This is a genomic window from Janibacter sp. UYMM211 (genome assembly GCF_040547045.1).
GTDB lineage: Bacteria > Actinomycetota > Actinomycetes > Actinomycetales > Dermatophilaceae > Marihabitans > Marihabitans melonis.
This window is the reverse complement of sequence record NZ_JBEPOY010000001.1, coordinates 447,321-473,416: the sequence shown is the minus strand read 5'-3', so window position 1 is coordinate 473,416 and position 26,096 is coordinate 447,321. Positions and strand designations below refer to the sequence as shown.

Sequence of the window (26,096 nt, the reverse complement as noted above, 5' to 3'; positions counted from 1 at the left end):
AGTCGTGGACGATGACCACTCACGAGCCCCGCAAGCCCCGCGTCGCCGTCGTCTTCGGCGGCCGATCGTCCGAGCACGCCGTGTCGTGCGCGACGGCGGCGGGGGTGCTCTCGGCCATCGACCGCGAGCGCTACGACGTCGTCCCGATCGGGGTCTCCCGCGACGGGTCCTGGGTGCTCGTCGACGACGACCCGGAGCCCCTGCGTCTCGTGCCCGGGCACACCCCCGAGGTCGTCCACGCCGGCACGGAGGTCGCGCTGTCGACCTCGGTCGGCGACCGCACCCTCTCCGTGCACGCGCCGGGGCAGCCGCCCCAGGCCTTCGGCGAGGTCGACGTCGTCTTCCCCCTGCTCCACGGCCCGTACGGCGAGGACGGCACCCTCCAGGGGATGCTCGAGCTCGCCGACGTGCGCTACGTCGGGTCGGGCGTCCTCGCCTCCGCGGCGGGCATGGACAAGCACTACATGAAGGTCGTCTTCGCCGGCGCCGGGCTGCCCGTCGGCCCGTACACGGTGATCACCGACCGGCAGTGGCGTGCCGACCCCGCCGCCGCGATGGACGCGGTCGGCGCGCTGTCGTGGCCGGTCTTCGTCAAGCCGTGCCGCGCCGGGTCCTCGATGGGCGTGAGCCGGGTCGAGCGCCCCGAGGACCTCGAGGCGGCGATCGAGGCCGCCCGCGAGCACGACCTCAAGGTCATCGTCGAGGCCGGCATCGTCGGCCGAGAGATCGAGTGCGCGGTCCTCGAGGGGCACGGGCTCGACGCCCCGCGGACCTCGCTGCCCGGCGAGATCGTCGTCGAGTCCGGGCACGGGCACGACTTCTACGACTTCGAGGCCAAGTACCTCGACGAGTCCGCGGTGCGGCTGTCCTGCCCGGCGGAGCTGAGCGAGCAGGTGAGCGACGAGGTGCGCCGGCTCGCGGCCGAGGCCTTCGACGCGCTGGCGTGCGAGGGGCTCGCGCGGGTCGACTGCTTCGTCACCGACCGCGGCGAGGTCGTCATCAACGAGATCAACACGATGCCGGGCTTCACCCCCCACTCGATGTACCCGCGGATGTGGCAGGCGAGCGGCCTGGCCTACCCCGACCTCATCGACGAGCTCGTCCAGCTGGCCCTCGAGCGGCCCGTCGGGCTGCGCTGAGCGCTCAATCGCACTGCCGCCCGTTGGTGGGCAGCGCCTTCGCCGCGTCGGCGAAGGCCGGCAGGACGAGCGGGGCCTGACCGACCTCGTCGGGCACGAGCACCTCGATCGCGGGCGAGCGCCCGAAGGTCGTGAGCGCGGTCCCGTCGCTCAGCTCACGGGCCACCCAGTCGACGCCGTCGACGCTGATGCACTGCTCGGTGGTCGGCCCGAGGGCCGGCAGGCCGCAGCGGGCGATGACGGCGGGGTCGCCCCACGCGTGCACCGCGGTGCCGGCGGGGTCGGTGTCGCGCTCGTCCTCCCCGGCGACCTCGAGGGGCCAGCGGGTGCCGGCGTCGAGGCAGGCCGGGTCGTCGCCGCCGTCGGGGATCGCGACGTCGACGGGCCCGGTCCGGGTGAGGAGGACGCCGAGGGCCAGGCCCGCGGTGACGAGGACGACGAGCCCGGCGAGCAGAGGTCGCCGGTCGCGACCCGTGCGGTCGGGGCCGCTCACACGTGGACGATGGGGCAGGTGAGCGTCCGGGTGATGCCCGGGACCTGCTGGAGCTGCGCGAGGACGAGCCGGCCGAGGTCGGCCATCGTCTCGGCCTCGACGCGGGCGACGACGTCGTAGGGGCCGGTGACGTCGTGCGCCTCGACGACGCCGGTCAGCTTGGCGATGTCGGTGCACACGCGGGTGGAGACCCCCACCTCGGTCTGGATGAGGACGTACGCCTGGACCATGTCCCTCCCTGCTGCCCGTGCGGTGCGCGCGGCCGCTCCGGGCACCTGCGCCGACGGTAGCCGACGGCAGCGCTCTCGCGCCGGTCGGGTCGGTGAGATGGTGGCGGGGTGGACCACCCGACGCTGCGCCTGGCCGACCTCGACGAGGAGGCCGTGCTCGCCCGGCTGCTGCCGGTGCTCCTCCACGACGAGGCGCCGGGCGTGCCCGTCGGGCCCGGCGACGACGCCGCGGTCGTCGAGGCGCCGTCCGGGTCGGTCGTCGCGACGACCGACTCGATGGTCCTCGGTGTCGACTGGCGCGACGACTGGTCGAGTCCGCAGGACGTCGGGCACAAGCTCGTCGTGCAGAACGTCGCCGACGTCGCCGCGATGGGGGCGCGCCCGACGGGTCTGCTCCTCGCGCTCAGCGCGGACCCCGCCACCCCGGTGGAGTGGGTGCTCGGGCTGGCCGAAGGGGTGGCCGCCGCGGCCCGCGAGAGCGCCACCCCGGTGCTCGGCGGTGACCTGTCGGGAGCGGCCGCCGGCAGCGTGGTCCTCGCGATGACCGTCCTCGGGGACCTCGGCGGTCGGGCTCCCGTGCGGCGCAGCGGTGCCCGCGTCGGCGACGTCGTCGCCGTGTGCGGCACGCTCGGCCGGTCGGGGGCGGGGCTGCGGCTCTACCTCGACGCCGAGCTGGCCGCGGCGGCCGACAGGCAGGCCCCGGAGGCGGCCCACCGGCTGCGCTCCTCGCACCGCCGGCCGCACTGCCCGTGGCAGTCCGGGGCGGAGGCGGCGCGGGCGGGCGCGAGCGCCATGCTCGACGTCTCCGACGGGCTCGTGCGCGACGCCGGTCGCCTGGCCCGGGCGAGCGGCGTGAGCGTCGACCTCGACGGCGCCGCGCTCCGGGCTGAGACGCACGGCGACCTGCTCGACGTCCTCGGGGCCGAGGCGGCGCTGCGCGAGGTGCTCGGCGGGGGAGAGGAGCACGCGCTGCTCGCGTGCTTCGCCGACGCGTCCCGGCTGCCGACGACGGGCGCCCCGTGGCGCGTGGTCGGCCGCGTCGTCGAGCGATCGAGGGCGCCGGTCCTGCTCGACGGGGTGCCCCACGAGGTCGCTGGCTGGGACCACTTCGCCGGCTGATCCCCCTTCGCGCCGACGGGGATGCCGCAGACCGCGGCCGGGGCTGCGGGACCGGGCTGGATCCCCCTTCGCCGGTGCTCAGCACGACTTACCCCTGGTTTGCAGGAGTTTCTTACTCGTGCAGAGCGGGGGTTTATCGGGTGACCCGAGAAACCTGGGGCACGTGGGGCGAAGGGGCGAAGGGGCGACGGGGCGGGTGGGGCGACCAGGCGACGAGGCGGAGGGGACGACGAAGGCCGACCACCTCGAAGAGGTGATCGGCCCGTCAGGTGCTCAGCGGGTCAGCGCTTGACCTTGCCGGCCTTGAGGCAGGAGGTGCAGACGTTGAGACGCTTGGGGGTCTTGCCGGCGTCACCGACGAGAGCCTTGACGCGCTGGATGTTCGGGTTCCAGCGTCGCTTGGTGCGGCGGTGGGAGTGCGAGATGGAGTGCCCGAAGCTCGGGCCCTTGCCGCAGACGTCGCAGTTGGCAGCCACGGGTGTTCTCCTCGATCGATGATGCGTACGTGTCGGTGGTGCTGCCGGGGCCGCGTGATCACGAGGTGATCGGGCTCCAGGCAACCGGTCCAGCGTAGCCGAGCAGTGCGTGCGCGACCAAAACGGCTCCGGCGCACGGCACGCGGACCGCTGCGGATGGGGTCGCGGTGACGGTCCTCTCCGTTAGCGTACGAGAGTGCTGACCGCGATCGACGCCGCCGCCATGCGCCGCTGGGCGGTCGTCACCCGTGCCGCGCTCGCCGCGCGGCGGGCCGAGATCGACGCGCTCAACGTCTTCCCGGTGCCCGACGGCGACACGGGCACGAACATGTACCTCACCCTCGACCAGGCGCTCGACGCCGTGCGCGTCGACCACGAGGCCCGCGGGGTGCTCGGCGAGGTCGACCTGCCGGGCGAGGCCGCCGCGATGTCGCGGGCCGCGATGCTCTCCGCCCGCGGCAACTCCGGGGTGATCCTCAGCCAGCTCATCCGCGGCATCAGCGACGAGCTCTCCGGCGCCGGCACCGTGAGCGCCGACGCGCCCCTGCTCGCCCGCGCGCTGGTGGCCGCCGCCCGGCGTGCCCGCGAGAGCGTCGTGCGCCCCCAGGAGGGCACGATCCTCACCGTCGCCGACCGTGCCGCCGAGGCGGCCGCAGCCGCCGCCGCCGACGGCGCCGACCTGCCGACCCTCACCGAGCGCACGGTCCAGGCCACCCGCGACGCGCTGGCCGCGACCCCGTCGCAGCTGCCGGTCCTCGCCGCTGCCGGGGTCGTCGACGCCGGGGGCGCGGGCTACCTGCTCTTCCTCGAGGCGCTCGACCGCGTCGTGCGCGACCACACCCCGCTCGACCGCTACGAGGTCGACGACTTCACGATGAACCTCGACCTGCGCCGCCGGCCCGAGTGGTCCACGGGCGAAGGGGGAGCCGTCACCCGCCCCGTGCCCGCCGAGGCCGGTGGCCCCGCGGCGGCCGAGGGGCCGGCCTTCGAGGTGATGTACCTGCTCGACAGCGAGGACGAGCAGGCGCTGCACGACCTGCGGTGCGACCTCGACGCGCTCGGCGACAGCGTCGTGCTCAGCGGTGACGGCACGACGACGAAGGTCCACGTGCACACCGACGACATCGGCGCGGCCCTGCAGGCCGGGCTGGCCGTCGCCCCGCCCCGCGAGGTCCAGGTGACCCCGCTCGTCCACGCGATGCGCCCCCACCCCCGGGTCGGCCTGGCCGTCGTCGCGTGCGCCGCCGGGCCGGGCATCGCCGCGCTCGTGCGCGAGGTGGGTGCCTCGGTCGTCACCTCCGGGCCCGGTCGCCGGGCCTCGGCCGGCGAGCTGCTCGACGCGGTCCGCGAGACCCGCGCGGGCGACGTCATCCTCCTGCCGAACGACCGCGACACCGTGCTCGCCGCGAGGGCGTGCGCCCAGGCCGCCGGCCAGGAGGGGCAGCACGTGCACGTCGTCGAGTCGGGCACCGCCGTCCAGGGGCTCGCCGCGCTCGCGGTCTACGACCCCGGCGCTGACGCCCGCCACAACGAGATGACGATGACCCGGGCCGCCGCGGCGACCCGCCACGGCGCGGTGACGACCGCCGTCAAGGCCGGTCTGACGAGCGGCGGGCCGTGCGAGGTCGGCGACGCCCTCGGGGTCGTCGCCGGTGACATCGCCATCGTCGGCCAGGACCTGTGCGCCGTCGCCGCCGAGGTCGTCGCGCGGCTCGCCGGCTCTGGGGCCGACCTCGTCACCCTCGTCGTCGGCGAGGACGCCGACGACGAGCTCGTCGCCGCGGCGCGCGCGGCCGCCGAGGCGCTCGGTCATGGCGTCGAGGTCGAGGTCGTCGACGGCGGCCAGCCGGCCTACCCGCTCCTCGTCGGGGTCGAGTGAACCGGTGACCACCGAGGACACCCGCCTCAAGGGGCTCGTCGGCTCCGCCGCGAGCAAGCTCGAGAAGCACCGCGGCATCGTCACCGTCGGCGACCTGCTCGACTTCGCGCCCCGTCGCTACCGCACGACCGTCGCCGACCTCGGCGCGCCCGCCGTCGGCGACTACCTCGTCGCCGTCGCGACGGTGGAGTCGGCGACCACACGCTCGATGAAGTCGCGCCGCGGCAAGATGCTCGAGGCCGTCATCACCGACGGGCGCAGCCGCATGGACGTCACCTTCTTCTCGGCCTACGGCCACGAGAAGGAGCTCCAGGTCGGCCGCACGCTCCTCTTCGCCGGGCGGGTCGGCGAGTACCGCGGGCGGCGACAGCTGGCCCACCCCGCGTACTCGAGCATCGAGGCGCTCCACGCCCTCGGCGACCTCGCCGTCGACGAGGGCGGGCTCATCCCCATCTACCGGCACGTGCCCGGGGTGCAGTCGTGGGGCGTGTCCGCCGCGGTGCGCGTCGTCCTGCAGCACCTCGACGAGGTCGTCGACGCGGTGCCCGACGAGGTGCGTGAGCGCCGCGACCTGCTGGGCCGGCTCGAGGCCCTCACCGCGCTGCACGCACCGCACACCCTCGACGACGTCGAGCGGGCCCGCCACCGGCTGCGCTTCGAGGAGGCCTTCGTCCTGCAGTGCCTGCTCGGCATGCGCCGGGCCGAGCGGGCGGCAGAGGTCACGCGGGCCCGGCGCCCCGACGGGCGGCTCCTCGCCACCTTCGACGAGCGGCTCCCCTTCGAGCTCACGGCGGGCCAGCGCGAGGTGGGTGAGACCGTCCTGGCCGACCTCGCCGCCGACACCCCGATGCACCGCCTCCTCCAGGGCGAGGTCGGCTCGGGCAAGACCGTCGTCGCGCTGCGCGCGATGCTCGCCGCCGTCGACAGCGGTGGCCAGGCCGCGCTCCTCGCACCGACCGAGGTGCTCGCGGTGCAGCACGAGCGCACGATCCGCGCCATGCTCGGCGACCTCGCCGAGGCGGGGATGCTCGGCGGCGCCGAGGACGCGACCCGCGTGCAGCTGCTCACCGGGTCGATGAGCACCCAGGCCCGGCGCGAGGCGCTCATCCACATCGCGACGGGCGCCGCCGGCATCGTCGTCGGCACCCACGCCCTGCTCGAGGACGTCGTGACCTTCGACGACCTCGCGCTCGTCGTCGTCGACGAGCAGCACCGCTTCGGGGTCGAGCAGCGCGACGCGCTGCGGGCGAAGGGGGAGCACCCGCCGCACCTCCTCGTCATGACCGCGACCCCCATCCCGCGCACGGTCGCGATGACCGTCTTCGGCGACATGGCCACCTCGACGCTGCGCGAGCTGCCCCGCGGGCGCCAGCCGGTGACGACCCACGTCGTGCCCGCCGGCAACCCCCGCTGGGTGCAGCGGGTGTGGGAGCGCATCGCCGAGGAGGTCGCCGCCGGCCGTCAGGCCTTCGTCGTGTGCCCGCGCATCGGCGGCGACGACGACGTCGAGGAGGGCGTGGACCTGCTGAGCGAGGGGCCGGTCGGGGACGACGAGGCCGACGGCGAGCGCGTGCCGGACGACGACGCGCCCCGCCCGCTCGCCGACGTCTCCGGCACCCTCGAGCTGCTCGCCCAGGTGCCCGCCCTCGCCGGGGTGAGCACGGCGGCCCTCCACGGCCGGATGCGCCCGGAGGAGAAGGACGCGGTGATGTCGGCCTACGCCGCCGGCGAGATCGACGTGCTCGTCGCGACGACGGTCATCGAGGTCGGTGTCGACGTGCCGAACGCGAGCACGATGGTCGTCCTCGACGCCGACCGCTTCGGCATCTCCCAGCTGCACCAGCTGCGTGGCAGGATCGGGCGCGGCGGGCACCCCGGCGTGTGCCTGCTCGTCACCGGCTCCGACGCCGAGAGCGCGCAGGAGCGTCTGCAGGCCCTCGCCTCGACCTCCGACGGCTTCGAGCTCGCCCGGGTCGACCTCGCCCAGCGCCGCGAGGGCGACGTGCTCGGCACCGCCCAGTCCGGGGTCCGCTCGCAGCTGCGCCACCTGTCGCTGCTGCGCGACGAGGACCTCATCGAGGCCGCCCGCGAGGACGTCGAGGTCGTCCTCGCCGCCGACCCCGACCTCTCCGCGCACCCCGAGCTCGCCGCCGCCGTCGCCCGCTGGGCCGACGAGGAGCGCACCGCCTACCTCGAGAAGTCCTGACCTCCCCTTCGCCCGAGAGCCCTCGAGCGGGCCCCGTCGTCACCGGGGGAGAGGTCCGGGCGCGGACCGAGGTGGGAGCGCGCGCCGCGATGACCCATGATGGTGGCGTGACGCGCATCATCAGCGGCCAGGCCGGCGGGCGACGCCTGCGCACCCCTGCGGGTGGCGGGACCCGCCCGACGAGCGACCGCGTGCGCGAGGCGCTCTTCTCCGCGCTCGAGTCCCGCGACGCCGTCCAGGGCGCCCACGTCATGGACCTCTACGCCGGCTCCGGCGCCCTCGGGCTCGAGGCGGCCAGCCGCGGTGCCGCGAGCGTGCTCCTCGTCGAGTCCGACCGCGGGGCCATCGGGGTCATCCGCGCCAACATCGCCGACGTCGGCGCCGCCGGCGCACGGGTCCAGGCCGGCACCGTCGAGGCGGCGCTCGACCGCACCCCGACCCTCGCCTACGACCTCGTCCTCGCCGACCCGCCCTACGACGTCGACGAGGACTCCCTCGCCGCGGTGCTCGACCTCCTGCTCACCCGTGAGTGGCTCAGCCCCGACGCCCTCGTCGTCGTCGAGCGCTCGAGCCGCAGCCCCGAGCCGGCATGGCCCGCCGGGCTGACCCTCGAGGCGCGCAAGGACTACGGCGAGACCGTCCTCTGGTACGCCCGCACCTGGGCTGCCGATTACCAGATCTGAGCACCACGGACGTGGCCTGCCGGCCGCGCCACTTAGGTCCCCCTTGCGTGGACAGGCCCCGGCGCGAAGTCCCCGATCCGAGGCCGTCCGGCCTACGTTGACGGCATGGCTGATCACGACATCGCACGACCCACGTCCGGAGACATCGTCGAGCTCATCAAGGACGATCACCGCCGCTTCGAGGAGCTGCTGCGCGACCTGCGCGACGCCACCGCCGACCGCGACTCGGCCCGCGCCGCCTTCTCCGAGCTGCTCATCGCCCACTCGGAGGCCGAGGAGGAGCAGGTCTACCCGCGCCTGAAGTCCAAGAAGGTCATCGACGGCGAGGAGGAGGAGCACGGCGAGGAGGAGCACGCCGCCTGCAACGAGGAGCTCCTCCACCTCCTCCAGGCCAAGGGCACCGACACCCAGAAGTACGAGGACGCCGTCGAGAAGGTCGCGACCGCCCTCATGCACCACATCGGCGAGGAGGAACTGAGCATCCTCAACCCCGCCGCCACCGAGGCGAGCGAGGAGCTGCGCCAGCAGCTCGGCGTCGACTGGTGCACCCACCGCAACCGTCTCCTCGAGGAGGGCTGCGGCTCGCTCGAGCAGGTCGAGGCCCTCGTCAAGCGCGACTACGAGCAGGGCCTGCTGCCCAACGACGAGCAGCCCGAGGACGAGTGACCCGCCGCGGGGTGCGGCGGGGGCGGGCGGCACGGCCTCTGGCACAGTGACGCCATGACCTCAGCCGCGCCCCGCCGCGCTCTGTGCCCTGGCTCGTACGACCCCGTGACCGTCGGCCACGTCGACGTCGTGCGCCGGGCGGCCGGGCTCTTCGACGAGGTCGTCGTCGCCGTCCTGCACAACCCGGCCAAGCAGGGCACCTTCGCCGTCGAGGAGCGCATCGGCTTCATCGAGGCCCAGGTGGGCGACCTGCCGGGGGTCCGCGTCGAGGCCTTCGCCGACCGCCTGCTCGTCGACGTGTGCCTCGAGGTCGGCGCGAGCGCGATCCTCAAGGGGCTGCGCGGCGGCACCGACTACGACTACGAGCTGCCGATGGCGCGGATGAACGCGCACCTCACCGGCATCGAGACGGTCTTCCTGCCCGGGGACCCCGCGCTCGCGCACGTCTCGAGCTCGCTCGTCAAGGAGGTCGCCCGCTTCGGCGGCGACATCACCGGTCTGGTGAGCGACGAGGTGCGCGACGCGCTCCTGGAGCGCCAGGGCGGGCGGTGACCCTCCCTTCGCCACCGGTGCGACGGGGGACCCGCGACAGCGGGTTTGGGCGCGCGCGAGTGCTCCGGTACCGTTGGGCGTCGGTCCGCGTCACGACGTCGTGGACCGTCCCGAAGACATGTGTGGAGTCATGAAGCACCTCGACGCTGCCTCGCCGTTCGCCCTTGACGCCAAGGACGTCGGCCGCAGGCCAGGATCGATGAGCGAAGTGCGCCGCACGGTCGCGGCGCCGGACGACTTCGGCACCGACGTCCTGGCCGTCGCGCCCGGATCCCCGATGGACCTCGACGTCCGTCTGGAGTCGGTGCACGAGGGGATCCTCGTCACCGGGACGGTCGACGCCACCGCGACCGGGGCATGCGTACGGTGCCTGGACGACATCGACCTCCCGGTCGACGTCCGCTTCCAGGAGCTCTTCGTGTGGCCCGACCGGGCTCAGCACCACCGGCAGGTGGCTGCTGAGCTGGACGCCGACGAGGAGCACACGATCGAGGACGACGTCATCGACCTCGACCCGGTGCTCCGGGACGCAGTGCTGCCGTCGCTGCCGTTCCAGCCGGTGTGCCGGGAGGACTGCCCCGGGTTGTGCCCGCAGTGCGGAGCACGGCTCGAGGACGACCCGGACCACCAGCACGAGCTGATCGACCCCCGGTGGGCCTCCCTCGAGGCACTCCGTCCCCTGGCAGAAGGTGCCGGGGGAGACGACGAAGAGAAGAGGACCTGACGTGGCTGTCCCGAAGCGGAAGCTCTCGCGCTCCAACACCCGCTCGCGCCGCGCGAACTGGAAGGCGACGCCGGTCGCGCTGTCGACCTGCCCCCAGTGCAAGTCGCCCGCCCCGGCGCACCAGGCCTGCCCGGCCTGCGGCACCTACAAGGGTCGCTACTACGCGACGGCGGACCGCACCGAGCACCAGGGCTGAGCCCGCTCGCTGTGAGCGCACAGCGAGGCGAGACCGCGCAGCGGCCCGTCGAGGACCTGCTCGCTCTCCTTCAGGAGACCATCGAGGAGGTCGTCGACGAGCCGCTGCTCTCGCGTGCCCTGACGCACCGCTCCTACTCCTACGAGAACGGCTCGATCCCGCACAACGAGCGGCTCGAGTTCCTCGGGGACTCCGTCCTCGGGCTCGTCGTCACCGACCACCTGCACAACACGCACACCGAGATGGCCGAGGGCGACCTCGCCAAGCTGCGCTCCGCGGTGGTCAACATGCGTGCGCTCGCCGACGTCGCGCGCACCATCGGGCTCGGCGACTACGTCGCGCTCGGGCGTGGCGAGGAGGCGACCGGCGGGCGTGACAAGGACTCGATCCTCGCCGACACGCTCGAGGCCGTCATCGGCGCCATTTACCTCTCCGCGCCCCAGCCGCGCGGTCTCGACGCCGCCGGCCGGCTCGTGCACAGCCTGCTCGGACCGGTGATGCGCCGCAGCGCGACGCTCGGCGTCGCCCTGGACTGGAAGACCTCGCTGCAGGAGGCCGCCTCGGCCGCCGGCGCCGGGTCGGTCCACTACCGGGTGAGCGCGACCGGTCCCGACCACGAGAAGGTCTTCACCGCCGAGGTCCTCGTCGACGACGTCCCCCGGGGCAGCGGCACCGGCCGGGCGAAGAAGGTCGCCGAGCAGGAGGCCGCGCGCGCCGCGTGGACCGCGATCACCGAGTCGATGGCCGCCGCCGGCTCGAGCGCGCCCGACCCCGCCACCGCACCGGCCGACCGGGGTGCCTGAGCTCCCCGAGGTCGAGGTCGTCCGCCGCGGGCTGGCCGACCACGTCGTCGACCGCACGGTCGCGCAGGTCGAGCTGCGCGGCACCCGGGTGGCCCGGCGCCACCTGCCCGGGCCCGACGACCTCGTGCGTCAGCTCACCGGCAGCCGGATCACGGGCGCGCACCGCCGCGGCAAGTACCTGTGGCTCGCGAGCGCCCCGGGACCCCTCGAGCCACCGGACCACGGGCTCGTCGTCCACCTCGGCATGAGCGGCCAGATGCTCGTGAGCACCCCCGGCACGCCCGACCCGCGCCACCTCCACGCCCGGCTGGGCTTCGCCGACGACGGACCGGAGCTGCGCTTCGTCGACCAACGCACCTTCGGGGGGCTCGCGTGGTCACCCCTTCGCCCCGACGGGGTGCCCGAGGCGGTCGGCCACGTCGCGCTCGACCCATTCGACCCCGCCTTCGACGACCGGGCCGTCGCCCGCGAGATCAAGCGCCGCAGCAGCGGGATCAAGCGCGTGCTCCTCGACCAGCGGGTCGTCTCCGGCATCGGCAACATCTACGCCGACGAGGCGCTGTGGCGGGCCCGGATCCACGGCGAGCGCCCGGCGTCCTCGCTCACCAAGCCCGCGATCGAGCGTCTGCTCGGCCATGCCCGAGACGTCATGACCCAGGCCCTGGGCGAAGGGGGGACAAGCTTCGACGCCCTGTACGTCAACGTCAACGGCGCGTCCGGGTACTTCGACCGCAGGCTGGCGGCGTACGGCCAGGAGGGCCGGCCGTGCCCGAGGTGCGGCACGCTCATGCGGCGCGAGCAGTTCATGAACCGCAGCTCGACCTCGTGCCCGCGCTGCCAGCCCAGGCCCCGGCTGCCGCGAGCCTGACCGCGGTGTGCCCGACCACGGTGGCGGCCGGCCCCGTGGATCGAAGAAGGATCGTCACCTCGAGGTGACGATCCTTCTTCGAACCCGCGGTGCGCCCGACGCCCGTCAGGGCATCGGCAGCTCCTTGAGCCGCACCGGCTTGCCCGTGTGCTTCTCGGACAGGTCGGCGAAGGCCTGGCGGATGACCTTGCTGTAGACGTGCGCCCCGGACAGGGACGGGTGGATGCCGTCGGCCTGGAGCTGGGAGGGGTCCTTCGCCACCGCGGCGTCCCAGTCGGCGATCGCGACGTTGGGGTAGTCCTTTGCGATGGTCTCGAGTGTGTCGTTGTCGCCCTCGATGCGCGAGAGCCGGTCGGCGTGGAGGTTGACGAGGACGACCATGCGGTCCGGCCCGATCTCGTCGAGCAGCGCGCGCACGGTGCGCTCGTCGGTGCCGGCGTTGGTGCCGAAGGCGAGGACGACGGCCCGGCGCAGGGAGTCACCGGCCTGCTCGACCGCGCGCTGCCCGTCCGACCACTGCCGGTTGGACTTCGCGTCGATCTGCACGCCGGGGAAGTAGTAGCGCAGGGCGTGGACGCTGCCGACGGCCATCGAGTCGCCGAAGACGTCGATTTGCGAGCCCTTCGGCATCGTGAAGTCGGGGTTGCCCTCGTCGACCTGGTCCTCGGTGCTCGCCCGCGGCGCGGCGGCCTGCGCGGCGTTCTCCTCGAGGGTGGCCTGGGTGCTCGTCTTGTCGGGCGCGGTGAGCAGGACGACGGCGAGGACGAGCCCGCTGACGACGATGACGCCGGCGCCGACCTGGCGCGCCCGGGGCGTCGCCCAGTGCAGGCTGCGGCCGAGGGCCCGCAGCGCGCCGCCGAAGCCGAGCCGGCGCACCGGCGTCTCGACGAGGCGGAAGGACAGGTCGGCGATGGCGATCGTCACGAGGACCGCCCACGCCCGGGTCCACACGAACTCGCCCGTGCCGGCGGCGCTCGGCAGGTCCTGGCCGATGACGAGGATGACCGGCCAGTGCCACAGGTAGATGCCGTAGCTGCGGGTGCCGATCCAGCGCAGCGGCGCCAGCTCGAGGGTGGAGCGCAGCCGGCCGGGCCGGTCGACCGCGCCGAGCAGCAGGACCGCGGTCGCCAGCGAGGCGAGCGGGATGCCCAGGCGGAAGGTCCACGCCGAGCCCTCGTCGGCGAGTGCGAGCAGGGCGAGCAGGGCCAGGCCCGCGGCGACGAGGAGGTGGCGACGGTAGCGGTGCCACGTCGGGCTCGTCGTGCCGGCGCGGGTGGGCCCGGCCCACGACATCGCCATCGCGGCGCCGAGCATGAGCCCGACGAGGTGGGTGTCGGTGCCGTAGTAGACGCGGGTGACGAAGTCGGGGTCGTAGCGCACGGCCATGAGCACGGCGGAGACGACGCCGATGCCGAGGACCGCGGTGGCGATCGCCCCCCAGCTCAGGCCGAGGTGACGGCGCACGGCGAGCAGCGCGATCGTCGCCAGCGGCCACACGAGGTAGAACTGCTCCTCGACCGCGAGCGACCAGAAGTTCATGAAGAGCTGGGGGCTCGTCGAGTGGAAGTAGTCGCTGCCACCGGCGATCTCGAGCCAGTTCGTCGAGAAGGTGAGCGCCCCGAGCGCCTGGCGCCGGATGCCGACGAGCAGGTCGGCCTCGACGGTGCGGGCGATGAGGATGCACGCCGGCACGCACACGAGCAGGGCGGGCAGCAGCCGGCGGGCCCGTCGGGTCCAGAAGCCGCGCAGGTCGACGGTGCCGCTCTGCTCGCGCTCGCGCACGAGCAGGGTGGTGATGAGGAAGCCGGAGATGACGAAGAAGACGTCGACACCGAGGAAGCCGCCGGGCAGCCACGCGGGGTCGAGGTGGAAGAGGACGACGGCGACGATGGCCAGGGCCCGCAGCCCGTCGAGCCCGGCGAGATGCCCTCTCGGGGTGCGAGCGGGCAGCACGCCGTCGGGCAGGGGACGGGAGGTGTCCTGCGCCGGGGTCGTCGTCGGGATGGCTGCACCCACGAGGGGCACGCTATGGGCTGCCTGGGACAACCCTGGGGAGGCGCACCGTGGGCGCGCCGAGACCGCCTGCGGCGCTAGCGTCCTCGGCATGAGCGCCAGAGCGACCTTCTTCGTCCGCGGCCGGGTCCAGGGGGTGGGCTTCCGGTGGTGGACCCGGGCGCGCGCCCTCGAGCTCGGCCTCGTCGGTCACGCCCGCAACATGGACGACGGGCGGGTCGAGGTCGTCGCCGAGGGAGAGCCCGAGCAGCTCGATCGGCTCGAGGCCCTGCTGCGCGAGGCGCCGAGCACGACCCGCCGCCCGGGCCGGGTCGAGACCGTCGTGCGCCACGACGCCCCGGCGAAGGGGGACCGCACCGGCTTCGTCGAGCGGTAGCCCGGATCTGGGGGAGTGAGACGGGTTCGCGGGCGAGCGGCGGGAGCGCCTACGGTGCTGGGCGTGAGCCAGACCCCGCCCGAGCTGCACCGCCTGCGCCAGAGCATCGACAACGTCGACGCGGCGCTGGTCCACCTGCTCGCGGAGCGCTTCAAGGCCACGCAGCGGGTCGGGGTGCTCAAGGCCGAGCTCGGTCTGCCCGCCGCCGACCCGGGGCGCGAGGAGCGCCAGATCGAGCGGCTGCGCGCCCTGGCCGACGACGCCGGGCTCGACCCCCACTTCGCCGAGAAGTTCCTCAACTTCATCATCGCCGAGGTCATCCGCCACCACGAGGCGATCGCCGAGGGTGCCCCGGTCGCCCCGCCGCAGGAGCCCGACGCGCGCTGAGCCGCGCACGAAGGACCCGGGGGTCCCCCCTTCGCCCCGGTAGGGTGACGGCCGTCGGCCGCCGCGGCCGTGACCGCCTGCCCATCCGATTGCGAGCGTGACGTGTACGTCAAGAGCCTGACCCTCAAGGGCTTCAAGTCGTTCGCCTCCGCCACCCACCTCGGTCTCGAGCCGGGCATCACGTGCATCGTCGGGCCGAACGGCTCGGGCAAGTCCAACGTCGTCGACGCCCTCGCCTGGGTCATGGGCGAGCAGGGCGCGAAGAGCCTGCGCGGCGGCAAGATGGAGGACGTCATCTTCGCCGGCACGGCGGGCCGCGCGCCGCTCGGCCGCGCCGAGGTCTCGATGACCATCGACAACACCGACGGCGCGCTCCCGATCGACTACACCGAGGTGACGATCCGCCGCACGATGTTCCGCGGGGGCAGCTCGGAGTACGCCATCAACGGCACCTCGTGCCGGCTCCTCGACATCCAGGAGCTGCTCTCCGACTCCGGCATCGGGCGCGAGATGCACGTCATCGTCGGCCAGGGCCAGCTCGACGCGGTGCTGCGCGCGACCCCCGAGGAGCGCCGCGGCTTCATCGAGGAGGCCGCGGGGGTCCTCAAGCACCGCAAGCGCAAGGAGCGGGCGCTGCGCAAGCTCGAGACGATGGAGGTCAACCTCGCCCGGGTGGCCGACCTCACGACCGAGATCCGCCGTCAGCTCGGACCGCTCGGCCGGCAGGCCGAGGCCGCCCGCAAGGCCGCCGTCATCCAGACCGACGCCCGCGACGCCCGGCTGCGCCTCGTCGCCGACGACCTCGTGCAGATGACCTCGGCCCTGGAGCAGGAGGTCGCCGACGAGACGGCGATGCTGCGCCGCCGGGCCGCACTCGAGGAGGCGCTCGCGACCGCACGCGCCGAGATCGGGGAGCAGGAGGCGCTCGCCGCCCAGGCCGCCCCGCTGCTCGCCGACGCCTCGCGCCGCTTCGTCGGGCTGCGCTCGGTCGGCGACCGGCTCGAGTCCACGGCCTCTGTGGCCGCCGAGCGGGTGCGCCTGCTCGGCCAGGACGACGAGCACGAGAGCACGAGCGGGCGCGACCCCGAGCAGCTGCGCCGCCAGGCCGCCCAGGCCCGGGCCGACGAGGACGCCCTGCGCGCCGAGATCGACCAGATCACCCAGCGGCTCGCCGACGCCACCGCCGCCCGCGAGGCGGCGGAGGCCGCCCACAGCGCCGAGCAGGACCGGGTCCAGCGGCTCGTGCGTGCTGCCGCCGACCGCCGCGAGGGGCTGGCCCGGCTCACCGGCCAGGTCGGTGCCCGGCAGAGCAAGGTCGAGGCCGCCGAGGCCGAGGTCGGCCGGCTCGAAGGGGTCATCACCCGCGCCGAGGAGCGCGCGGCCGAGGCCGAGCAGGCCTTCCGCCAGCTCGAGTCCTCGATCGCCGATGCCGAGGGCAGCGAGGCCGGTCTCGACGAGGCCTTCGAGCGGGCGAGCGCCGCCCAGGACGCGGCCGAGGCCGAGGTCACCCGCTGGCAGGAGGCCGAGCGGGCCGCCGAGCGCGACCGGGGAGCGGCCCAGGCCCGGGTCGAGGCGCTCGAGCTGTCGCTGCGCCGCAAGGACGGTGCGCAGACCCTGCGCGACGCCGCGGGTCAGGGCGCCCCGACCATCCTCGGCTCGATCGCCGAGCTCATCACCGTCTCCGGCGGGCACGAGGCCTCGATCGCCGCCGCCCTCGGCTCGGCCTCGGAGGCCCTCGCCGTCGGGTCCGCCACCGACGCGGCCGCCGCCGTGCGCCGCCTGCGCGAGGAGGACGCCGGCCAGGTCTACCTCGTCGTCGGCGCCACCGCCGGCGTCGTCGACCGCTCCACCTGGCCGGACCTGCCCGCCTCGGCGACCTGGGCCATCGACGTCGTCGCCGCCCCCGACGAGGTCGCCCCGGCCGTCGCCCAGGTGCTCGACCGTGTCGCGCTCGTCGGCGAGGACGAGGACGCCATCGCGCTGTCCGAGCGGGGCGTCACCGCCGTGACGCGGGCCGGCGACGTCTTCGGGCCCGGCTTCGTGCGGGGCGGCTCCGCCTCGGCGCCGAGCCTCATCGAGGTGCAGTCCGCCCTCGACGAGGCTCGTACGGCCGTCGCCGACGCGACGTCGGCGGGGGAGCGCGCAGCCTTCGAGCTCGCGCGTGCCCGCGCCACCCTCGAGCGGGCGCGCGAGGCGAGCGACGCCGCGCTCGACGCCCTGCACGACAGCGACGCGCAGATGTCGGCCGTCGCCGAGCAGCTCGGCAGCCACGGCCAGACCGCCCGGGTCGCCCGGGCCGAGGCCGAGCGCACCCGGACCGCGATCGCCGCGCTGACGACGGGCCTCGAGTCCGACCGGGCCGAGCTCGCCGCCCTTCGCTCCCGGCTCGAGCAGGCGAGCGCCGAGCCCGCCGCCGACGAGGCCGAGCCGACGACCGACGACCGCGACCGCCTCGAGCTCGAGGCGAGCCGGGCCCGCACCGCCGAGACCGAGATCCGCCTCACCCTGCGCACGACGGAGGAGCGGGCGCACTCCCTGCACGGCCGCGCCGAGAGCCTCGAGGGCGCGGCGCGCAACGAGATCGCCGCCCGCGAGCGGCTGCGGGCCCGCCAGGAGCGCCGCCGTCGTGAGGCGAGCGTGGCCGCCGCCGTCCAGGACGCGGCCCGTCACGCGGCGACCCTCGTCGCCGCTGCCGTCGAGCGGGCCGCCGCCGCCCAGCAGCAGGCCGAGGCCGCCCGCGCCGAGCGCGACACCCGGCTGGCCCAGATGCGCACGGCGCTCGCCGCCCAGCAGGACGAGCTGCGCGAGCTCACCGACACGGTCCACCGCGACGAGGTCGCGCGCGCCCAGCAGACCGCGCGGATCGAGCAGCTGCAGCAGCGCGCCATCGAGGAGCTCGGGATCGACCCCGACGTGCTCATGGAGGAGTACGGCCCCCACCAGGGCGTGCCGCACGTGCCCTCGCCCGACGACGACCCGGACGCCGAGCCCCCGGCCCCGCGCCCGTACGTGCGCGAGGAGCAGGAGAAGCGCCTGCGTGCCGCCGAGCGCGGCCTCAAGGCCCTCGGGCGGGTCAACCCCCTCGCGCTCGAGGAGTTCGCCGCGCTCGAGGAGCGCCACACCTTCCTCACGACCCAGCTCGAGGACCTGCGCCAGAGCAAGAAGGACCTCCTCGACATCGTCGCCGAGGTCGACCAGCGGGTCGAGCAGGTCTTCGCGGAGGCCTTCCGCGACACCGCCGAGCAGTTCGAAGGGGTCTTCGGCCGCCTCTTCCCCGGGGGAGAGGGCCGGCTGACCCTCACCGACCCCTCGGACATGCTGACGACGGGCATCGAGGTCGAGGCGCGCCCCCCGGGCAAGAAGGTCAAGCGCCTGTCGCTGCTCTCCGGCGGGGAGCGCTCGCTCGTGGCCGTCGCGCTGCTCGTCTCGATCTTCAAGGCGCGGCCGAGCCCCTTCTACATCATGGACGAGGTCGAGGCCGCGCTCGACGACACCAACCTCGGGCGTCTCATCACCCTCTTCGAGGAGCTGCGCGACTCCAGCCAGCTCATCGTCATCACCCACCAGAAGAAGACGATGGAGGTCGCGGACGCCCTCTACGGCGTCTCGATGCGCGGCGACGGCATCACCACCGTCGTCAGCCAGCGCATCCGCGACGTCGCGTCCTAGGCACGACGCGAGCTCGACCCTGGACACGAGCACCCCTGCGGGGCGTGTCGATTCGTGCCCCGGGGCAGCGGTCGGCGACGATACGACCATGACTGCGATCGTCGTCGGCCTCCTCCTGTGCGTCGCCCTCTCGTTGGCGGTGCTCGGCGTCGTCCTCGTGCCGGCCCGCCGTGAGGGCCGTGACCTCCTCACCCCCCGCGGGGAGCGCGTCGTCGTGCGCGTGCGCGGCGGCGCCGACGCCGCCGCGAGCCGGACCTCCGCCGCGATCAGCGGCGCGACGGCCGGTCGCAAGCGCGACTGACGACCGTCCTCGCGGCGTGCGCCCACCCCCGGCGGGCGCGCCGGCGTCGGCGCTGCGTGCTTGACTGACGACGTGACGCAGACGCCGACCTTCGACCACCCGCTCGACCCGACGACCCGCCCGCAGGACGACCTCTACGGTCACGTCAACAACAGCTGGCTGAGCTCGGTCGAGATCCCCGCCGACAAGGGCCGCTACGGCGTCTTCGACGTGCTGCGCGAGCGCAGCGAGGAGGACGTGCGAGCCATCGTCGAGGAGGCGGCGGCCGACCCCGGCTCCGACCCCGACGCCCGGCTCATCGGCGGGCTCTTCTCCTCCTTCATGGACGAGGAGGCGGTCGAGGCCGCCGGGCTGGCCCCCCTTCGCCCCCGTCTCGACGAGGTCGACGCCGTCGACGACGCCCGCTCCCTGCTCGTCGCGACCGGGCGCCTCGGGCGGCTCGGCGTCGGCGGGCTGCTCGCCCCGATCGTCGCGACCGACGACGGCAACCCCGACGAGTACGTCGTCTACCTCGAGCAGTCGGGCCTCGGGCTGCCCGACGAGAGCTACTACCGCGACGAGCAGCACGCGGCCGTGCTGCGGGCCTACCGCGGCCACGTCGAGACCCTCCTGTCGCTCGCCGGCACGGCCGACGCCGGGTCGGTCGCCGACGCCGTGCTGCGTGTCGAGCACCGTCTCGCGACGGGCCACCTCGACCGCGTGAGCAACCGCGACGCCGTCGCGACGTACAACCCGATGACCGCCGACGAGCTGGCGCAGGCCGCCCCGTCCTTCGACTGGGCCGCGTGGGCGCAGGCGTGGGGCATGCCCGAGGGCGCGCTGGAGCGGGCGATCGCCCGGCAGCCCGACTACCTGCGCTCGCTGTCGGCCGCGCTCGACGAGGTCGACGTCGCCGACTGGCGGGCCTGGCTGCGCTGGCACGTCGTCCTCGCCTCCGCGCCGCACCTCGGCCGCGACCTCGTCGCGGCCCACTTCGACCTGGCCGGGCGCACCCTGTCGGGCATCCCCGAGCAGCGGGCCCGCTGGAAGCGCGGCGTCAGCCTGCTCGAGGGGGCGCTCGGCGACGTCGTCGGCAAGCTCTACGTCGAGCGGCACTACCCGCCGGAGAGCCAGGCGGCGATGGACGAGCTCGTCGAGCACCTCGTCGAGGCCTTCCGGCGCTCCTTCGCCTCGCTGTCGTGGATGAGCGAGGAGACGAAGGCGGAGGCCCTGGCCAAGCTCGAGTCCTTCACCCCGAAGGTCGGCGCCCCCGTGCGCTGGAAGGACTACTCCGCGCTGGAGCTGACCGGTGACCTGCTCACCGACGTCGGCCGGGCCAACGCCCTGGCCGCGGACCGCGAGATCGGCAAGCTCGGCGGCCCGGTGGACCGCGACGAGTGGTTCATGACCCCGCAGACGGTCAACGCGTACTACAACCCGGGGATGAACGAGATCGTCTTCCCCGCGGCGATCCTCCAGCCGCCCTTCTTCGACGCCGACGCCGACCCGGCGGTCAACTACGGCGGCATCGGGGCGGTCATCGGGCACGAGATCGGGCACGGCTTCGACGACTCGGGCGCGAGCTTCGACGGCACCGGCGCCCTGCGCGACTGGTGGACCCCGCAGGACAAGGAGGCCTTCACCGCGCTGGCCGACCGTCTGCGCGCGCAGTTCGACGGGCAGCGCAGCCGCACCGCGCCGGACCGGGCGGTCAACGGCGCTCTCACCGTCGGCGAGAACATCGGCGACATCGGGGGCCTGGCCATCGGTCACGCCGCCTACCGCATCGCGGTCGGCGAGGAGGCCGCGACGAGCGTGGGCGACGACGGCCTCACCGGTGACCAGCGCTTCTTCGTCAGCTGGGCGCGGGTGTGGTGCGGCGACGCCCGCCGCGAGGAGGCCGAGCGCCTGCTCGCCATCGACCCGCACGCCCCGCAGGACCTGCGCGGCAACGCGTGCCGCAACATCGACGCCTTCCACGAGGCCTTCGAGGTCGCCGAGGGCGACGGCATGTGGCTCGACCCGGCGGACCGCGTCCTCATCTTCTGATGCCTCCTCCCTCCCGCGGGCCGACGAGGTCCGCGGGAGGGCGAAGGGGGGCGGCCTCCCGCCCGGAAACTCGGTGTCGCGTCGTCGGTGGGCGGTCGTACGCTCAGGGACGCCATGACGACGCTCGACCTCGTCCCCCAGGGGACCACCGCACCGCCCACGACCACCCCGCCCCCGCGACGGCAGGTGACGTGGACGCGTCTGCGGCACCCGCTCGTCACGATCTCCTGGCTCGCCCTCGCGGGCTACGCCGCCGGTCAGGCGGCCGGGTCCGTCCTCGCCGGACGGCTCGCCGAGGACCCGAGCGCGGTGCTCGTCTCCTGGCTCGCGCTGTGCCTCGTCGGCGGGGCGGTGCTCGACACCGTCGGCCGGCTCGTGTGGGCCTACGTCGTCGACCGGGCCGAGGGCCGGCTGCGCGAGGACCTGCTCGACGCCGCGCTCGACCAGCCCCTGTCGGCGCTCTCCGACCAGGCGGTCGGCGAGGTGCTCGACCGGGTCGACGACGACACGCACGACGTCGGCACGCTCGTGCGCGAGCAGGTGTGGACCGCCCTGCGCGCGGTCTTCACCGCGATCCCCATGTGGGTCGTCGCTGCCCTCACGTGGTGGCCGGCGTGGGTCCTCTTCCCGGTCTGCGCCGTCGGGGCCTACGTCGTCATGCGCCCGCTCATGGCCGAGGTCGCCTCGCGCAAGGTCGTCGAGGAGATGGCCTGGACCGACCACGCGGCCGCGCTCGAGGAGGGCATCGCCGGGCGTGACGACCTGCGCACGAGCCTGGGGTCCCCCTTCGCCGTCCAGCGCCTGGCCCGGCTGTCGGCGGACGTCCACGCCCGCTTCCACGAGGTCATCCGGGTCGAGCGCTCGATGACCCTGCGCGCCATGCTCCTGCTCCACGGGCTGCTCGCGGCGATCGCCGTCGTCGGCATCGCCGTCGCCTCGCGCGGCGGGCTGTCCGTCGCGCAGCTCGTCACGCTCTTCCTCGTGACGACGAGCTTCGTGAGCATCGTCGGCCGGGTCGCCGAGCAGCTGCCCGACCTCCAGGCCGGTCTCGGCGCGGTCATCCGGCTGCGCCAGATGCTCGCCGTCGAGCCCGAGCCGCGTGGTGGTCTGCCGGTGCCGACCGAGCAGGTCGACCTCGACTTCGCCGACCTGCACTTCAGCTATCGCGAGGGGACCTTCGCGCTCGCCGGTGTCGACCTGCACGTGCCGGCCGGTCAGACCATCGCCCTCGTCGGGCGCACCGGCTCGGGCAAGTCGACGCTCGCCTCGCTCGTGTCACGGGCGGTCGACCCCGAGCCCGGCACCGTGCTGCTCGGCGGCGTCGACGTGCTCGACATCGACCTGCAGGAGCTGCGCCGAGCCGTCGGCGTCGTCACCCAGCGCACCGAGATCCTCGCCGGGACCCTCGCGCAGAACATCGCGCTCTTCGCCGACGTCGAGCGCGAGCGCGTCGAGCAGGTCGTCGCCGAGCTCGGGCTCGCCGAGTGGGTCGACGGGCTCGACGACGGCCTCGACACCGTCCTCGGGCCCGGGGGAGCGACGCTGTCGGCCGGGGAGGAGCAGCTCGTCGCCTTCGCCCGCCTGCTGCTGCGCGAGGTGCGCGTCGTCGTGCTCGACGAGGCCACGGCACGGATGGACCCCGTGACCGAGCAGCGGGTCGTCGCCGCCGCCGACCGGCTGCTGCGCCGGCGCACCGGCATCCTCGTGGCCCACCGACTGTCGACGATCTCGCGGGCCGACCTCGTCGCCGTGCTCGACCACGGACGGCTCGTCCAGCACGGCCCGCGGGTCGCGCTGGCGACCCAGGAGGGGCCCTTCCGCGAGCTGCTCCGCGCGGCGAGCACGGCCTCACCGGGCGCCCCCGAGCCCGTCTCCGGAGAGCCGGTCGGCCCGGCCGACGCGCCTGTCGTTGTGGCGCCGACCCTCGAGGGGTCACGGCGGCGGGTCGACCCGCCGCCGAGCCGCGACCCGGGCGACGGGCCGTCGCTGACGAAGGGGATCTGGCACGCCCTGCGCATCCGCCCCGGATGGGGGCTGCTCGCCGCCGGGCTCTTCCTCGGCTTCTCCCTCACCGGGTCGCTGGGTGCGCTCACCGGCTTCACGTGGGGGCACACCGTCCAGGCGCTGCGCGACGGCGAGCAGGTCACGCCGTGGCTCGTCGCGTGCGTCGTCGCGATCCTCGTCGGCCCGGTCCTCTTCGCCGTCGCCATCGGGCGCTACCCCCGCTGGTGGGTCGAGGTGCTGCTGCGCGTGCGCATGTCGGTGCTCGTGGGGCAGACCGCCGACCGACGGCTCGACCGCGTGCCCGCCGGCGAGATCGTGGCCCGCGCGATGGACGCCGACCGGTACGCGCGCTACGCCGACCGCTGGGTCGACCTCGTCAACGGCATGGCGATCGTCGTCATCACCGCGGTCTCGGCCCGCAGCCCGCTCGCCGGCCTCGTGCTCCTCGTCGTGCTCGTCGCCGCCGCCGGGGCCTCGGCCCTCGGCCGTCCGATCGCGGGGCGCTCGGCGGCCTACGCCTCGACGACCCGGGCGCAGTTCGGGCGGGTGCTCGTCTCGACGCTCGAGTCCGCGCGCACGGTCAAGCTCGCCGGGCAGGTGCCCGATCTGCGGCGCCACCTGCGCTCGGTCGACGGCGGTCGCGTCGACGCGGCGATCCGCGAGCACAGGGTCCGCGCGGTGCTCGACGGCGTCCCGATGCTCATGGTCCAGGCCGGTCTCGTCGTCACCTGGGCGGGCGTGCTCTGGGGCTGGTGGGGGCTGGCCACCGCCCTGCTCCTCGTCGGCGCGGTCGGCGGCTTCGACTGGTTCGGCCGGGTCGCGGGTGCGGTCGTCACCGAGGCCCCGGGCACCCGCGCCTGGCAGCAGGTGACGAGCCGCCTGGCCGGCGGGGCCGATCTCATGGACACGGCCCCGGGGGTCGATCTCGTCACCGGTGCGGCGCCCGCGCCGCCGGAGGTCGACCGGGTGCCGCTGCGCCGGCTCTCGCTCGTCGGGATGACGGCGGTGCACGAGGACGGCACCGTCGGCGTCGAGGACGTCGACCTCTCGGTGGGGGCCGGCGAGCTCGTGCTCCTCCTCGGCCAGGTCGGCTCCGGCAAGTCGAGCCTGCTGCGCGCGCTCGCGGGTCTCGTCGACCACCGCGGCGGCCTGTACTGGAACGGCCACGAGGTCGACGACCCGGAGGTCTTCCTGCGACCGGGCCAGGTGGCCTATGTCGCGCAGGTGCCCCGGGTGGTGTCGGGCACCTTCGCCGACAACGTCCAGCTGGGCTACGAGCGGCTCTTCGAGGCACCGGTGCAGGCGGCCCGTCTCGGTCCGGACGTCGCGACCGCGGGCGGGCCCCATGCCGCCGTCGGACACCGAGGGGTCCGGCTGTCCGGCGGGCAGGTCCAGCGTCTCGCGCTGGCCCGGGCGCTCGCGGCCGACACCGAGCTGCTGCTCGCCGACGACGTCTCGAGCGCGCTCGACGCGACGACCGAGGTCGAGCTGTGGCGCTCGCTGCGCGAGCGCTCGGTCACCGTCGTCGGGGCGACGTCGAAGCGGGCGGCGCTCGCTCAGGCCGACCGGGTCGTCGTGCTCGCCGACGGGCGGGTCGAGGCCAGCGGTCCGTGGGCGCAGCTCGAGGCCGACTTCGGTCACCTCGCTGGCTGACGCCGCGGGCTGCGAGGATGGGCGGCGTGATGGGTATCGACACTGTCCTTGAGTACGTCCTCGTCGCCGTCGGTCTGCTCGTCCTGCTCGGTGGGCTGCTCGTCGGCCTGCTGCGCGGGCGCGGTGGGTCCGACGGCGACCTGCCCGAGCAGCACCGGCCGCCGGAGCGGCCGAAGGGCACCACCGACCACCGCAGCGGCACGATCGTCCTCGACCGGCCGAGCGACAAGGCGACCGGGGCCCCCGAGGCACCGCAGCGCCCGACCGAGCGCGACACCCCCTCCGGTGCGACCGCCCCCGCGGAGCCCGCCGAGGCGACCGAGGTGACCCCGGCGGCGCCGAGCGCGCCCGCGCCACAGGCCCCGCAGAGGACCACCCCGGCGGGCCCCGCCCCCTCGGAGGCGACGAGCGCGCCGACCACCGGCCAGGACGAGCCGGACGTCTACGAGCGCGACGCCGACGTCGCGCCGATCACCGACGCGCCGCAGGCCCCGGAGTCGCCGGCCCCGGCGGCCGGGTCCGAGGCCCCGGCTGCCCAGGCCCCTCAGGCACCGCCTGCGGAGCCGGCCCAGGCGCCTGCCGCCGAGCCGGAGGCTCCCGCGGCCGAGCCCGCCCGGGCACCTGCCGCCGAGCCGGAGGTCCACCCGCTCGACGCGGTCGAGGCCGAGCCGGTCACCCCGGTCGACACCCCGGCCCCCACCCGTGACCGCATGCGCACCCTGCGCACCCGTCTGGCGACGTCGAACAACGCGATCGGCAAGACCCTGCTCGCCCTGCTCAGCAGCGGCTCGCTGTCGGAGGAGGACTGGGAGGACGTCGAGGACGTCCTGCTGCGCGCCGACCTCGGCATCGAGCCGACGACCGAGCTCGTCGACTCGCTGCGCGCCCACGTCGCCATCGACGGCACGACCGACCCCGAGGTGGCCAAGGACTGGCTCTACGCCGACCTGCTCCAGCTCGTCGACCCGAGCATGGACCGCGGGCTCGCCGCGAGCCGTGTCGACGGACGGCCCGCCTGCCTGCTCGTCGTCGGCGTCAACGGCACCGGCAAGACGACGACCGTCGGCAAGCTCGCGCGCGTGCTCGTCGCCAACGACCGCGACGTCGTGCTCGGCGCAGCCGACACCTTCCGCGCCGCAGCGGCCGACCAGCTCGAGACCTGGGGCGCGCGCGTCGGGGTCCCCGTGGTGCGCAGCGACCGCGACGGGGCCGACCCGGCCGCCGTCGCCTTCGACGCCGTGCGCGCCGGCGCCGAGATGGAGGCCGACTGCGTCGTCATCGACACCGCGGGCCGGCTCCACAACAAGGTCGGGCTCATGGACGAGCTCGGCAAGATCAAGCGGGTCGTCGAGAAGCAGCAGCCGGTCGACGAGGTGCTCCTCGTCATCGACGCGACGACGGGGCAGAACGGCCTGGCCCAGGCGAAGGTCTTCGCGCAGGCCGTCGACGTCACCGGTGTCGTGCTCACCAAGCTCGACGGCACCGCCAAGGGCGGCATCGTCGTCGCGGTCCAGCGCCAGCTCGGCGTCCCCGTCAAGCTCGTCGGTCTCGGCGAGGGTCCCGACGACCTCGCCCCCTTCGTCCCCGAGGCCTTCGTCGACGCCATCGTCGGCTGACCTCTCACGGCAGCA

22 protein-coding genes are annotated in these 26,096 nt (G+C 74.6%); 18 read left to right on the top strand and 4 right to left on the bottom strand.

All coding sequences use genetic code 11. The annotated features are described in order from the left end of the window. The first annotated feature begins 11 nt into the window (after positions 1-11). Entirely contained in the window at positions 12-1,139 is a 1,128-nt protein-coding gene (locus tag ABIB53_RS02130; protein WP_123093292.1) for a D-alanine--D-alanine ligase family protein, read from the top strand. Between the two features lie 4 nt (positions 1,140-1,143). Here the strand turns inward: ABIB53_RS02130 and ABIB53_RS02125 are convergent, their stop codons facing one another. Together ABIB53_RS02125 and ABIB53_RS02120 are read right to left on the bottom strand one after the other, a co-directional pair. Next, positions 1,144-1,632, bottom strand: coding sequence for a DUF3515 family protein (locus ABIB53_RS02125; RefSeq protein ID WP_224767050.1), 489 nt, complete (start codon positions 1,630-1,632; stop codon positions 1,144-1,146). Next, the gene (locus tag ABIB53_RS02120; protein WP_191565014.1) at positions 1,629-1,862 is read right to left on the bottom strand and encodes an Lrp/AsnC family transcriptional regulator; all 234 of its coding nucleotides are present in this window, start codon (positions 1,860-1,862) and stop codon (positions 1,629-1,631) included. The genes ABIB53_RS02125 and ABIB53_RS02120 overlap by 4 nt, the downstream gene beginning before the upstream one ends. Positions 1,863-1,970: 108 nt before the next feature. Between ABIB53_RS02120 and thiL the strand changes: the two genes are divergently transcribed. Beyond that, positions 1,971-2,981, top strand: coding sequence for a thiamine-phosphate kinase (gene thiL / locus ABIB53_RS02115; protein WP_354586941.1), 1,011 nt, complete (start codon positions 1,971-1,973; stop codon positions 2,979-2,981). A gap of 281 nt (positions 2,982-3,262) precedes the next feature. Here the strand turns inward: thiL and rpmB are convergent, their stop codons facing one another. After that, positions 3,263-3,457, bottom strand: coding sequence for a 50S ribosomal protein L28 (gene rpmB, locus ABIB53_RS02110; RefSeq protein WP_068274554.1), 195 nt, complete (start codon positions 3,455-3,457; stop codon positions 3,263-3,265). Between the two features lie 196 nt (positions 3,458-3,653). Between rpmB and ABIB53_RS02105 the strand changes: the two genes are divergently transcribed. The 9 genes from ABIB53_RS02105 (at position 3,654) to mutM (ending at position 12,034) form a co-directional block, all read left to right on the top strand. Next, the gene (locus ABIB53_RS02105; RefSeq protein ID WP_354586940.1) at positions 3,654-5,336 is read left to right on the top strand and encodes a DAK2 domain-containing protein; all 1,683 of its coding nucleotides are present in this window, start codon (positions 3,654-3,656) and stop codon (positions 5,334-5,336) included. 4 nt (positions 5,337-5,340) lie between these two features. Further along, positions 5,341-7,542, top strand: a complete 2,202-nt coding sequence (locus ABIB53_RS02100) for an ATP-dependent DNA helicase RecG (RefSeq protein ID WP_354586939.1) — start codon at positions 5,341-5,343, stop codon at positions 7,540-7,542. A gap of 107 nt (positions 7,543-7,649) precedes the next feature. Continuing rightward, entirely contained in the window at positions 7,650-8,225 is a 576-nt protein-coding gene (gene rsmD, locus ABIB53_RS02095) for a 16S rRNA (guanine(966)-N(2))-methyltransferase RsmD (protein WP_354586938.1), read from the top strand. A 105-nt stretch (positions 8,226-8,330) separates the two neighbouring features. Next, positions 8,331-8,891, top strand: coding sequence for a hemerythrin domain-containing protein (locus ABIB53_RS02090; protein WP_354586937.1), 561 nt, complete (start codon positions 8,331-8,333; stop codon positions 8,889-8,891). Between the two features lie 54 nt (positions 8,892-8,945). Further along, positions 8,946-9,443, top strand: a complete 498-nt coding sequence (gene coaD / locus ABIB53_RS02085) for a pantetheine-phosphate adenylyltransferase (protein ID WP_354586935.1) — start codon at positions 8,946-8,948, stop codon at positions 9,441-9,443. A 130-nt stretch (positions 9,444-9,573) separates the two neighbouring features. Continuing rightward, entirely contained in the window at positions 9,574-10,167 is a 594-nt protein-coding gene (locus ABIB53_RS02080; RefSeq protein ID WP_068274569.1) for a YceD family protein, read from the top strand. 1 nt (position 10,168) lies between these two features. Further along, positions 10,169-10,363, top strand: coding sequence for a 50S ribosomal protein L32 (gene rpmF / locus ABIB53_RS02075; protein ID WP_068274571.1), 195 nt, complete (start codon positions 10,169-10,171; stop codon positions 10,361-10,363). Between the two features lie 11 nt (positions 10,364-10,374). Beyond that, positions 10,375-11,166, top strand: coding sequence for a ribonuclease III (gene rnc / locus ABIB53_RS02070; RefSeq protein ID WP_354586934.1), 792 nt, complete (start codon positions 10,375-10,377; stop codon positions 11,164-11,166). Next, a complete protein-coding gene (gene mutM / locus ABIB53_RS02065) occupies positions 11,159-12,034 on the top strand; it encodes a bifunctional DNA-formamidopyrimidine glycosylase/DNA-(apurinic or apyrimidinic site) lyase (RefSeq protein ID WP_354586933.1) in 876 nt (291 codons plus the stop codon). The genes rnc and mutM overlap by 8 nt, the downstream gene beginning before the upstream one ends. Before the next feature lie 105 nt (positions 12,035-12,139). Here the strand turns inward: mutM and ABIB53_RS02060 are convergent, their stop codons facing one another. After that, positions 12,140-14,050: an acyltransferase family protein gene (locus ABIB53_RS02060; RefSeq protein WP_354586932.1), complete on the bottom strand. Its 1,911-nt coding sequence runs from the start codon at positions 14,048-14,050 to the stop codon at positions 12,140-12,142. 88 nt (positions 14,051-14,138) lie between these two features. Between ABIB53_RS02060 and ABIB53_RS02055 the strand changes: the two genes are divergently transcribed. From ABIB53_RS02055 to ftsY, 7 genes are all read left to right on the top strand, one after another. Next, positions 14,139-14,423: an acylphosphatase gene (locus ABIB53_RS02055; RefSeq protein WP_229299219.1), complete on the top strand. Its 285-nt coding sequence runs from the start codon at positions 14,139-14,141 to the stop codon at positions 14,421-14,423. A 63-nt stretch (positions 14,424-14,486) separates the two neighbouring features. Next, on the top strand, positions 14,487-14,810 hold the full coding sequence (locus tag ABIB53_RS02050) for a chorismate mutase (RefSeq protein WP_229299218.1): 324 nt from the start codon (positions 14,487-14,489) through the stop codon (positions 14,808-14,810). Between the two features lie 102 nt (positions 14,811-14,912). After that, positions 14,913-18,479: a chromosome segregation protein SMC gene (gene smc, locus ABIB53_RS02045; RefSeq protein ID WP_354586931.1), complete on the top strand. Its 3,567-nt coding sequence runs from the start codon at positions 14,913-14,915 to the stop codon at positions 18,477-18,479. A gap of 88 nt (positions 18,480-18,567) precedes the next feature. Further along, entirely contained in the window at positions 18,568-18,780 is a 213-nt protein-coding gene (locus ABIB53_RS02040) for a hypothetical protein (protein WP_123093283.1), read from the top strand. Between the two features lie 72 nt (positions 18,781-18,852). Next, positions 18,853-20,808, top strand: a complete 1,956-nt coding sequence (locus tag ABIB53_RS02035) for a M13 family metallopeptidase (protein WP_354586930.1) — start codon at positions 18,853-18,855, stop codon at positions 20,806-20,808. A gap of 114 nt (positions 20,809-20,922) precedes the next feature. Continuing rightward, positions 20,923-24,465, top strand: a complete 3,543-nt coding sequence (locus ABIB53_RS02030) for an ATP-binding cassette domain-containing protein (RefSeq protein WP_354586928.1) — start codon at positions 20,923-20,925, stop codon at positions 24,463-24,465. A gap of 470 nt (positions 24,466-24,935) precedes the next feature. Further along, the gene (ftsY, locus tag ABIB53_RS02025) at positions 24,936-26,081 is read left to right on the top strand and encodes a signal recognition particle-docking protein FtsY (protein ID WP_354587352.1); all 1,146 of its coding nucleotides are present in this window, start codon (positions 24,936-24,938) and stop codon (positions 26,079-26,081) included. Positions 26,082-26,096: the final 15 nt, after the last annotated feature.